This is a genomic window from Pelagimonas varians, from assembly GCF_003208435.1.
Taxonomy (GTDB): domain Bacteria; phylum Pseudomonadota; class Alphaproteobacteria; order Rhodobacterales; family Rhodobacteraceae; genus Pelagimonas; species Pelagimonas varians.
This window is the reverse complement of the sequence record NZ_QKMF01000039.1, coordinates 1-10760: the sequence shown is the minus strand read 5'-3', so window position 1 is coordinate 10760 and position 10760 is coordinate 1. Positions and strand designations below refer to the sequence as shown.

The 10760-nt window shown below is 53.6% G+C and carries 9 protein-coding genes and 1 pseudogene; 4 read left to right on the top strand and 6 right to left on the bottom strand.

Annotated elements, in window-relative coordinates; translation table 11 throughout:
- Nucleotides 1-412: 412 nt before the first annotated feature.
- The 5 genes from C8N36_RS23625 to ugpB form a co-directional block, all read right to left on the bottom strand.
- A complete protein-coding gene (locus C8N36_RS23625) occupies nucleotides 413-2308 on the bottom strand; it encodes an amidohydrolase (RefSeq protein ID WP_097807114.1) in 1896 nt (631 codons plus the stop codon).
- Nucleotides 2309-2480: 172 nt separating this feature from the next.
- Nucleotides 2481-3536 (bottom strand): ABC transporter ATP-binding protein, encoded by a 1056-nt coding sequence (locus tag C8N36_RS23620; protein ID WP_097807113.1) that lies wholly within the window; start codon nucleotides 3534-3536, stop codon nucleotides 2481-2483.
- A gap of 3 nt (nucleotides 3537-3539) precedes the next feature.
- Nucleotides 3540-4376 (bottom strand): sn-glycerol-3-phosphate ABC transporter permease UgpE, encoded by an 837-nt coding sequence (gene ugpE / locus C8N36_RS23615; RefSeq protein WP_097807115.1) that lies wholly within the window; start codon nucleotides 4374-4376, stop codon nucleotides 3540-3542.
- 20 nt (nucleotides 4377-4396) lie between these two features.
- Complete coding sequence (gene ugpA, locus C8N36_RS23610; protein WP_097807112.1) at nucleotides 4397-5278, bottom strand: sn-glycerol-3-phosphate ABC transporter permease UgpA; 882 nt, start codon at nucleotides 5276-5278, stop codon at nucleotides 4397-4399.
- A 61-nt stretch (nucleotides 5279-5339) separates the two neighbouring features.
- Nucleotides 5340-6650: a sn-glycerol-3-phosphate ABC transporter substrate-binding protein UgpB gene (ugpB, locus tag C8N36_RS23605; protein WP_097807111.1), complete on the bottom strand. Its 1311-nt coding sequence runs from the start codon at nucleotides 6648-6650 to the stop codon at nucleotides 5340-5342.
- Between the two features lie 179 nt (nucleotides 6651-6829).
- Between ugpB and C8N36_RS23600 the strand changes: the two genes are divergently transcribed.
- The 4 genes from C8N36_RS23600 (at nucleotide 6830) to C8N36_RS23585 (ending at nucleotide 10154) form a co-directional block, all read left to right on the top strand.
- On the top strand, nucleotides 6830-7744 hold the full coding sequence (locus C8N36_RS23600; protein ID WP_097807110.1) for a LysR substrate-binding domain-containing protein: 915 nt from the start codon (nucleotides 6830-6832) through the stop codon (nucleotides 7742-7744).
- A gap of 160 nt (nucleotides 7745-7904) precedes the next feature.
- A complete protein-coding gene (locus C8N36_RS23595; RefSeq protein WP_097807109.1) occupies nucleotides 7905-8849 on the top strand; it encodes a replication initiation protein in 945 nt (314 codons plus the stop codon).
- A complete protein-coding gene (locus tag C8N36_RS23590; protein WP_097807108.1) occupies nucleotides 8839-9096 on the top strand; it encodes a hypothetical protein in 258 nt (85 codons plus the stop codon). The genes C8N36_RS23595 and C8N36_RS23590 overlap by 11 nt, the downstream gene beginning before the upstream one ends.
- Entirely contained in the window at nucleotides 9090-10154 is a 1065-nt protein-coding gene (locus C8N36_RS23585; RefSeq protein WP_170125982.1) for an acyltransferase family protein, read from the top strand. Before C8N36_RS23590 ends, C8N36_RS23585 begins: the two co-directional genes overlap by 7 nt.
- Before the next feature lie 117 nt (nucleotides 10155-10271).
- Here C8N36_RS23585 and C8N36_RS23580 read toward each other — a convergent pair.
- Nucleotides 10272-10657, bottom strand: a pseudogene (locus C8N36_RS23580) (integrase core domain-containing protein); the annotation flags it as partial.
- Nucleotides 10658-10760 lie beyond the last annotated feature (103 nt).

Here is a 10760-nt window from a genome sequence, read left to right as displayed (position 1 = left end):
TACGCACCGCATCTTGGCGAAATTCGTCCGTACGTTTCAGTCCCATAGTCTGTCTCCTTTGTTGCAGTAAATGCTATCAAAGGAGCGGCATCAAAACCGCGACAGGTCCAGCCTCTATGAGGCCTGAAAAAATGCTCTCAAACCGCTACAGAAAAAAGTCAATGAACGGCGATTTTGTCCTATTTGAGCGGATTCGAAAAATCACCTGCCGGCCTAGAGCTAACCTTTTGGGCCAATGGAGCACCACTGCAGGTATTTACTGTTTGGTGCGCGCCCCCTTTTGACACGCCATTGTGTTTCCTATGACGATGCGGTCAATATCCGGGTTTCGCCCCTAGCAAGTGTAGCGAACACGCCTTATCCGGCCTTGGTTGCCGTTGCTGCGAAGGACGGCTCCGAGCCAAATGCAGAGTTAAAGATGCGAGTGAGTGACTTTTAGAGCATGTTCAAAAGCTGCGCGCGCAAAGTCCTGCTGTTCATAATCAGCGCCATCGTTGAAAGGCCTCACCGAAGCTTTACGCCCGGGCTGTGCAACAGCAAATACCTGCCCTTCCATAACTGTCCCCCAGACATTGACATCTTTGATTTTCATTGGGTCCACTGCAAGAGGGCTATCGTCGAGAATGGTAAAGTTGGCCCGTTTTCCGGGTTCAATGCTGCCGATCTCATTTTCAAGCTTTAGTGAATAGGCTGCTTCAAGCGTGACACCGCGCAGGGCCGCCGCTGCTCCGACCTTTTGATCCGGCCCCGCAGTCCTGCCTGAAGACGTGATCCGGTTTACGGCACACCACATCAGAAAAAGAGGATCGGCCGGTGCCATTGGCATGTCCGAATGCAGTGACCACGAAATTCCCGCCTTTGAAATATCGCCCAACCGCACCATCGCATCCGCTCTTTCTGGCCCAAGACCGACAGACGAATATTGATCTGCCAGGGCTGTGACATAGTAAGGGTTGCCACTCACGATTGCTCCAAGGTCGGAAATCCGTTGCACTTGCTCTTGCGCGCTTACGGCGAAATGAACCAGAACCGTCCGATGGTCATAGCGTGGATTGCGCCGCAGGTTGGTTTCAAGCGCGTCAAGTACGCGGTCGAGCCCCGCGTCTCCGTTGACGTGTACATGAATTTGGTAACCTGCATCCCAATAAATACGGAATGCTCTATCAAACAATTGCTTGTCCATCATCCATTCGCCCATGTGGCCATCCAGATAGGGATCACGAACCTGCATCAGCAATGAATAGATCGCACCATCCGCAAACAGTTTCGCTTGTTTTGGCGCAAGGCTGGTCATCCCCCCGTACCAGCTTTCCAGCTTTTCGGTCTCTGCAATCACCTGAGCGTCATCGGGATAGGTGCTGGCCATGGTTTTGGCATCCGGCATGAACGACCAGCGGAAAGGCATGTTGGGGCTGGACATGACGGCGTTGATGCCGTCCTGAACCGGTTTGGCCAGTATCCCACCGGGTTCGTTTCCGATCGTAATGCCCTTGGCATGCATGTAATCACGGGTCAGTTCCAAACCTGCCTGCAACCGTTCCGGGGTCGCGGCAAGCGACGCAATGAAGGGCAAAACCGCGAACAATCCCTGTTCCCAAAAACGTCCCTCGACCAATACGGACTGACCCTGCTCGGTCTGTGAAAACCCTCCAATGACTTCTGGCGTGACGCCGCCGGCGTCCAGTGCGGCACTGTTCAGTATCATCTCGTGACACGATCTCGCCCAAACCAGTATCGGTTGGGTTGGACTAATAGCGTCAAGATCCTCACGTGTGAGTGGGCCATAGAATGCAGGGTGATACCCCCATGAAACCACCGGTTCAGACGGATCACTTCGCTGCCCAACAGCTTCTGTCAGCCGGTCGATGAAATCTTTTTTGTCCTTCACTGCAAGGACTGTACCAGAGGGCAAGACCCAGTCTTCGATCGAAAGAATTTCCGATGACATCGTGAGCGCGGCCAAAAGCGGATGGTCGTGCTGAGCGATAAACCCGGGCACAATCACGTGGTCGGAAAACGTCGTATCAACCTTGTGACGCTGTCCCTTCAATATGCCCTGAACCTCGTCAACGCTACCGACCGCAAGGATGCGGCCTTCGACCACGGCGACGGCTTCGGCCGAAGGTTTTGCCGGATCAAGCGTCACGATTTCTCTGGCTGTGTAAATCGTGACCGTAGGCAGAGGAACGATTGCAGTTCCCAAATCCGATAGCGTACTGGATTGACCAAAAGCCGCGCTGAGAGGAGTTAAGGCAGTTGCACCGGCAACCCCCGTTTTCAAAAGAGTACGTCTGCTAATCCTAGACATTTCTGAGCTCCTCAAATTGGCTTATCCATACTATGCGAGAACGCCAATGCCCGTGACAACGGGCAATACGATGAAACCTGAAAACCGCTGCCAAGCTCCGCATTCCGCACTCACAAACGGAGTCATCTGAATTCCGGGCTTTGCGAGGACGTCGAATTTGCGCGGACAGCCTTCAACCAGTGCGCCGCAGGCCCGTTTCGGCATCAAAGACATGGGCTTTGCCTTCCTCAATGCGAAAACTGCGAGGCGTGTTGGTGTCGGGCATCAAATGCACGCCTTGCAAGCTGATGGTGAAGCTTTCCGAAGACCCGTCAAGCATACCGTGCAAAAGGGTGTTCGCCCCTAGCGGTTCAGCCATCTTTACAGCAACAAGCAAGGCACCAGCGTTATCGGGAACAAGATGTTCTGGCCGGACGCCCAATTTCACGGGCCCATCTGCGCCAGCTGCATCGCCAACTTGCTGGCCCCCAAACAAGATCTTCCCGTCTTTCACCTCTGCATCAACAATATTCATAGCGGGGCTGCCGATAAACTGGGCTGCGAATAATGTGCGGGGTGTTTCATAGACTTCGAGCGGGGTGCCAATTTGTTCGGCAATACCCGCATGCATGACGATCATGCGGTCCGCCATCGTCATGGCTTCGACCTGATCATGAGTTACGTAGAGGGACGTGATGCCCAGCTTTGATTGAAGTTCCTTGATCTCTAGCCGCATCTGTACGCGCAATTTGGCGTCAAGATTTGACAGAGGTTCATCGAATAAAAATACCGCCGGCTCTCGCACAATCGCACGCCCCATCGCGACCCGTTGGCGTTGACCACCTGATAATTGTTTGGGCTTGCGATCAAGCAAAGGTTCGAGCTGCAACAATTTGGCTGCTGCCTCGACCTTTGCGTTAATTTCGTCCGTGGGCATCTTGGCAATTTTCAATCCGTAACCCATGTTTTGCCGAACCGACATATGTGGATAAAGCGCATAGTTCTGGAACACCATTGCGATATCTCGGTCCATCGGTTCCTTTTCATTTGCAAGGTCGCCGCCAATAAGCACCTCTCCCGCCGATACGGTTTCCAACCCCGCGACCATGCGCAGCAATGTGGATTTTCCGCAGCCCGACGGGCCAACAATCACGATGAATTCACCGTCCGCTATATCTGTCGTGATGCCATGAATCACGTCCGTCGCGCCAAAGCTTTTCTTTACGTCTTTAAGAGATACGGTTGCCATTTGTTATTTCTCGCTATCGACGAGGCCGCGGATAAACAGCCGTTGCATACTGACCACGACGATCACAGGGGGTATCATCGCAAGGATAGAGGTCGCCATGATGACAGGCCAATCGGCCACGTCATCGCCAGACGGGAACATCTGTTTGATGCCCATCACGATGGTATTCATTTCAGGGTCGGTGGTGATGAGCAGCGGCCAAAGATACTGGTTCCAGCCATAGATAAATAAAATCACAAAAAGTGCAGCAACGTTTGTCCGGCTCATCGGCACAACAATGTCCCAGAAAAAACGCATGGGGCTTGCACCATCAACCCGCGCAGCCTCAGCCAACTCGTCTGGGATTGTCAGGAAAAACTGACGGAACAGGAATGTTGCAGTTGCAGACGCGATCAACGGAAAGATCAGACCGCCATAACTGTTAAGCATGCCAAAGCCTGCCACGACCTCGTAGGTGGGCACGATGCGCACCTCGACAGGCAACATCAACGTCAGGAAAATCATCCAAAAGAACATGTTCCGCCCCGGAAAGCGGAAGTAAACAATCGCAAATGCAGACAAAAGCGAGATCACGATCTTACCCACCGCAATCCCGATCGCCATAACAAGGCTGTTGATCAACATCGTGGTCACAGGCACGTTTACGCCTGCAAATAATGCCTTGGAATAATTTTCCCACATCTGATCTCCGGGCCAAAGCGGCATCGGCGGTTTGACGATTTCAGGCTGCGTCACCGTGGATGCCACAAAGGCCAACCAGATTGGGAAGAAGATAATCAAGACGCCAAGGATCATAAACACATGGGTCAGCCAAAGGCCCGCCCCACGTTTTTCGACCATGCCATGTCTTTCTTGGGCCATCAGTAATGCACCCTTTTTTCAACGAACTTGAATTGGATGATCGTTAGCATGCCCACCACGAACAACAAGATCACGGATTGCGCAGATGATGATCCAAGGTCTTGGCCGACAAAACCGTCCGAGAACACCTTGTAGACCAGCACGGTGGTTGATTGTTGCGGTCCGCCTGAGGTGATCGTGTGGATGACACCAAAGGTTTCAAAGAACGAATAGACGACATTCACGACCAGCAAAAAGAATGTGGTGGGGGACAACAGTGGCAGAACGATAGTCCAGAACCGTGTCCAAAAATGCGCGCCATCAATAGCAGCCGCTTCGATCACAGAGCGGGGCACCGCCTGAAGTGCCGCAAAAAAGAACAAGAAATTGTAACTGATCCGCCCCCATGCGGATGCCAAAACAACAAGGCCCATGGCCTCGCCGCCGTTCAAAACATGGTTCCAGTCATAGCCAAGATTGCCCAGATACCATGACACGACGCCGACCCGCGTGTTGAACATGAACAACCAGAGCACACCCGCAATTGCGGGGGCCACTGCATAGGGCCAGATCAACATTGTGCGGTAAACGCCAGAGCCTTTGATCAACCGATCCGCCATCACCGCAAGGAACAACGCCGGGATCATGGAACACAGGGTTACAAGGATCGAGAATACCGCCGTAGTCACAAATGACGCGCGATAAAACCTGTCGCCCAAGAGATATTCAAAATTGCCGAGCCCCACAAATTGGGACGACAGGCCAAACGGGTCCGGGATAAATAGCGATTGCCAGATCGCCTGCCCAGCAGGATAGAAAAAAAAGACAGCGGAAATGAAAACCTGTGGCGCGATCAAAAGCGCTGGCAGCAACCAGCCGCGAAATACAACGCGTTTTTCCATAGTCTCGCCCTCCTCAAATTGAACGTCAGGCCCAAATGGGGCCTGACGCAGTGTTTACGACTTAGCGGTTGGCAGCCTCGAAACGACGTAGCAACGCATCGCCACGTTCTTTGGCGCTGTCCATTGCTTCTTGGGCCGTTTTGTCGCCAGCCCAGATACCTTCGAGTTCTTCGTCGATAATCCCACGGATCTGGTCAAATGACCCAAGACGCAAGCCATTGGAATTGGCCGTTGGCGCGTTCGCGGTCATCTGGATCACGGCCACTTCTGTGCCGGGATTTGCCTCGTAGAAACCGGCAGCTTTTGTGGCTGCACTCGCCTCTGCGGTGATCGGCAAATAGCCGGTATCCTGGTGCCATTTGGCTTGTACATCGGACGACGACAGGTAGCTCAGGAACTGGCCTGCGCCTTTGTATTCGTCATCTTCATGACCTTCCATAACCCACAAGGATGCACCACCGATAATGGTGTTTTGCGGAGCATTGCCCACACCTTCCCAATATGGAAGCGGACGCACGTCAAAGTCGAATTCGGCTTCTGAGCTGATACCTGCATAACCGGCAGAGCTTTCAGTGAACAACGCACACTCACCAGCGCGGAAGTTTGCGCCGCCTTCATTGCGTCGACCGGTATAAATGAACTTACCATCTTGCGCCCATTGTCCCATGGCTGTCAGGTGCGCGACTTGTGCTTCGCCATTCAACATCAGCTCTGTGTCTGTACCTGCAAAACCGTTGTCCTGGCTTGCAAATGGCACATCATGATAAGCTGAGAAGTTCTCGAGGTGGATCCAGCTTTGCCAAGCGGTCACCAGCGGGCATTCCTCACCGCCAGCTTTCAACGCCGTTAGTGCAGCATCAACATTCTGCCAAGTGGACAAATCAGTGTCCGGATCAACACCAGCCGCCGCCATCGCATCGCGGTTGACCCATAAAACAGGAGTAGAGGCGTTGAACGGCAGGGACAGCATGTCGCCTTCGGTGGATGTATAATAGCCTTTGACCGCACCGATATAGGCGTCTTGGTCAAAGTCTGCGCCGCTGGCTGCCATCACTTCGTGAACCGGGCGAACAGCGCCGGCTGCGGCCATCATGGTGGCTGTGCCAACTTCGAATACCATCAGGATATGCGGCTGCTCTCCTGCGCGGAACGCGGCAATACCTGCGTTCAAGGTTTCCGAGTAGTTCCCTTTGTGGCTTTGCACGACGACATAGTCGTCTTGGCTCGCATTGAATTCTTCGACTTGTGCGGCAACCAATTCCCCAAGTCGCCCTGTAAAGGCATGCCAGAATTGAACTTCTGTTTGGGCCATCGCTGCGACTGGCGTCAGCATTGTTGACACGGCTAGCGCGCCGAGCACAGATTTTTTCATAATTCCTCCCTTGCACCACTGCGGTGCGTGTCTGTCCAGCGATGCTTAGGGTGGCCCCCGCATCGTCTATTAAACACCAAAACGATACACCCCCACGGGTATAATACAAGATGGCAAAATCCGGAATTTTTATAACATGACGTTATGGAATAATCCGTGATTTCGTGCGATGAATTGGCATGAAACAAAAACTAAGACTGCGCCAATTCGAGGCCCTTATGGCCGTCATTCAACACAGTTCTGTGACACGGGCGTCAAAAGAATTAGGCGTGAGTCAGCCAGCAGTTAGCCGATTGCTTGCTGATTTAAGGCAAAACTTGGGATTTCCATTGTTTGACAGACGGAACGGGCAACTTGTTCCAACGCAAGAAGTTCGCTTTCTTCAAGCTGACATCCAGCGGGTTCTGGACCTGATGGGGCAAATCGGAGAAGTCAGCCAAAGTATAACCGAGCGTAAAACCGGGCATATCAGAATCGCGTGTCTCCCCGGGTTTGCCACCAGCCATCTGCCAAAGGTTGTGGCGCAATTTCTCAAGGACCGGCCCGGCGTAAGCATCACGATCGAACCTGACCGGCCGGAACGGATTTTGGAATGGATGATCGATGAACAATTTGATTTCGGGATCACAGACGGGTTTCGCGGGCATCCAGCAGTCATCAGCACGGACATCGACGTTCGAACAGTGTGTATTTTCCCTGATGGGCATCATCTGGAAACCCGCAGTGAAATTTCGCCCCGTGATTTGATTGGCGATCGGATCATTCACACACGGCGTGACAGCGAGTTTTTCAAAAGCCTTTCTGATGCATTCCTTGACGCCGATGCCCCCCTCAAAACACTGGTTGAAACGCGGCAATTTACAGCCGCCTGTGAATTGGTGTCGCTTGGGCTTGGCGTCGCAATCGTCAGTGAGCTTGACGCCCTCAAGTTCGTTGGAAAAGGAATCCAGGCGCGTCCATTCAAACCGGTCCTGACCCACAGACTTTCACTGCTCCGCCCGATGTCCAAGCAGTTGTCGGCGATCACCCTTGAGTTTATCAGTGCATTCACGTCGAGTCTGGAGCCGTTTCAGGACGCGAAAACAGGTCGATAACTACACGGCCCACAAGGTTGGCTGCGTGCTCAATGTCGCCGTTTGTCAGCTTGGCAGTGTGAATAAGAAGCCCAAAATAAACCACGCTTGCGGGCCTAAAGGGACGGATTGCGGATCTGGGGGACTTGCTCAAAGACCTTGTCCCCAATAGCGTCCCTGTATGGCTAAAATGACCACCATTGATGCTGTTAGAATGCACCGCCCGGATCCCGATGCAATCGTGGCGGCTGTGGAAATCTCCGACATGCGCTTTGCGTCCGGGGATGCGTTAAGCCTGCGCGCAGCGAAGCTGTTCTGTCTGTTAATCCAAGATGCCGGAATATCCGTGGCAGAACCGGCACAGCACAAAATTCCATACTCAGCTTTAAACGAAACTTTTCATGCTTCTCGCGAAGAACTGGCCGCAGCGGCAATGGAACTTCATAGCACAATCGTGTCGGTACAGTTGGTGAGCCGACACGGTCGCCCCTGTGTCAAAAGCGGGCCGATCCTTAGCGACTTTGAGCGCGAGCCGGATAGTCTGGATGACGCTGAAATCAGATTTGAGTTTTCCCCCGCCATGCGCCAGGTCATTGCCGATAGCACACATTGGGCGGCTGTTTCCCGCCGCGCTGTTTTGGCTTTCGAGAGCAAATATTCATTGCGCCTGTATCTGCATATTGGCCTTCGCGTGAACCACCACCAAACATCCGAAGAATTGAGCATAGACGAACTGCGTGGCATTCTTGGCATCTCTCCAAACACCTTGCCCAGATGGCAAGATGTGAAGCGTCGCGCCTTGGAAATTGCCATTGCCGAGATTAATCAGCTGGCAGGTTTTACCGCCGCCTACACCCCACTGAAACGTGGCCGTCGTATCGTGGGCGTCCGGCTTGCATGGGGGCAAAAAGCAACGCCCGACCTGATCGAGACACAGCGGGAACTGGACCGCCCGCGCGTTGGCAGGACGGCGCGCCGTGATGGGTTGGTCGAAACTATTGCTCAGCAGCGCCACAGGCTCGCCGAGAGCCTTGCCAACGCACCCTGCCTAGACCGAACCGGATTAGATCCAATTGACCGCCATGATACGCCCCCGGTGCAGCCAGATTCGAGGAATGAGCCATGACCGGAGAACCAAGGCCGTGAAAGCGCATCAGCTAGGCGGCACGCGCCTCATGTGCGCTTTGTCACGCGGGAAGATCAACGCAGGAAAAGCCGACCTGCACCATGATTTACAAGCCCGCCTCACCCGCGCTCAAGCCAAGCCGAAGGCCGATCGTGAAATGGTGGCGCTGCCGCTGGGAAACCACGACGACATGCGCGGCATGTTGCCACCATGTAACTCTAAACTACGTGGATGGTGGCAATGGTGACGTCGAAGACAACAGCCGAAACGATGCGCGTTGAAATCGACACACTGCGCGCCATCGTGTGTTTTATTTTGGTTCTACATCATATGGTTGGTGTATCGCCGCAAGCCGGACTTGAGCTGCCGCTCGATCACATCGTCAGCATCGTCAGCCATACGACGCAAGATATGCGCATGCCAATCTTCATCTTCATCTCGGGTATGGTCATGGCTCGGGTCACCGGCATGTTGCCGGACGCCCGAACCGTCATCAGAAAAAAGGCGCGACGTCTCCTTTTGCCGATGGCAGCCGTAGGCACCTTGTTCTGGGCGGTGCGCGCGGGGGTAGGCCAGGAACAAATAAAGCTACCGATGATCTATATCACCTCGTATGCGCATTTTTGGTTCCTTCAAGCCAGCTTCCTGATAGTCACGTGCTTTGTGATTTTGACTTGCCTTGCGGGTGGCAGCCATCACAAGAAAGTAGCCAAGGCGCTTGGCCTTCTGGGAATTCTCTGGTGGGGATTTGCGGTTTTCCCGCTCCCGGAAACCAACTGGTTCTCGATTGTAAACGCCGTATTCCTCGTGCCCTTTTTCATGTCTGGCTACTTGCTGTCGCAGTCTCCGGATTTACGCCAGCGCTTACGCTCGTACAGGCTTGCCCAGCTGATCGGCGCGGCGCTTCTGATTGTTGGCCTTATCATAGGTTGGAACATAGCCACCGGCAGTTTTGCCCCCCAAGGTCTTGCCCGCCGACTGGTTGCAATTTACCTGGGATTTTCCGCTTGCTTTGGCCTGATCATGCTGCGTCCGACCTCAAACCTTTTGGCCCACGTCGGCACATATTCCTATGCGATTTACCTGTTTCACGTGTTCTTCACCGCCATCACCACCAAAGCATGGCAGACCGCGGGAGAGCCGATCCCGATGCTGGGCATCGTGATCGTCGGGATAGTTATCGGGACAATAGGACCGATGTTTTTGCAAAAGCTGATACTGCGCTGGCCGCTAACAGGCCTGATCTTTCTTGGACTTCCACCGGATAAGATACGCGCGAGAAACGCAGCGCTCGCAAACAGTTAGTGCTAAGCCAAACGCGACAAAGCGTCGATGAAGACCTTGCGATTGTCTGTCGTCAGGGTTTTTGGAACCAATGGCGGCCTAAACTAAGAGAGAGTTTGGCTCATCTTGTTGGTTTGATTATGCGGCGTGCTGGCGGTGATGCAAGCGCCGCGCTTCGAGTGTCCTTCGTTTGATCCTTTCGCGTTGTTGTAGAATGGCTTTGTCACGGCCGAAGTAGACGCCGGCGGGTGTGACGTTGTTGATGCTCTCGTGGTAGCGCCGGTGATTGTAGTGATCGACGAAGGCTTCAATCTGTGGGCTTCGAGGTCTCCAGGCAAGACGTGGTTTTCCAGCAAGATGCGGTTCTTGAGAGTTTGGTGCCAGCGCTCGATCTTGCCTTGGGTTTGAGGGTGATACGGCGCACCACGCGAGTGCTTCATGCCTTTGTCCTGCAACCATTCTGCCAAGTCGCCAGAGACGTAGCTTGATCCGTTGTCGCTGAGAAAATGCGGTTTGTGGACGACTTGAACTTTGACCTACTCCCCATTTATTGGACAGTTTCTGGCGTCAATTAAGCTACTCTTCGCACCTGCGGATCGGGGTTGATTGGTTCAATTCTCTGCCAGC

Bases quoted from the DNA above. Each gene is read 5' to 3' on its own strand.
- C8N36_RS23595 (WP_097807109.1), top strand. From the start codon at position 7,905: ATGGCTAAAATGACCACCATTGATGCTGTTAGAATGCACCGCCCGGAT.
- C8N36_RS23620 (WP_097807113.1), bottom strand. From the start codon at position 3,536: ATGGCAACCGTATCTCTTAAAGACGTAAAGAAAAGCTTTGGCGCGACG.
- ugpA (WP_097807112.1), bottom strand. From the start codon at position 5,278: ATGGAAAAACGCGTTGTATTTCGCGGCTGGTTGCTGCCAGCGCTTTTG.
- ugpE (WP_097807115.1), bottom strand. From the start codon at position 4,376: ATGGTCGAAAAACGTGGGGCGGGCCTTTGGCTGACCCATGTGTTTATG.
- C8N36_RS23600 (WP_097807110.1), top strand. From the start codon at position 6,830: ATGAAACAAAAACTAAGACTGCGCCAATTCGAGGCCCTTATGGCCGTC.
- ugpB (WP_097807111.1), bottom strand. From the start codon at position 6,650: ATGAAAAAATCTGTGCTCGGCGCGCTAGCCGTGTCAACAATGCTGACG.
- C8N36_RS23625 (WP_097807114.1), bottom strand. From the start codon at position 2,308: ATGTCTAGGATTAGCAGACGTACTCTTTTGAAAACGGGGGTTGCCGGT.
- C8N36_RS23585 (WP_170125982.1), top strand. From the start codon at position 9,090: ATGGTGACGTCGAAGACAACAGCCGAAACGATGCGCGTTGAAATCGAC.
- C8N36_RS23590 (WP_097807108.1), top strand. From the start codon at position 8,839: ATGAGCCATGACCGGAGAACCAAGGCCGTGAAAGCGCATCAGCTAGGC.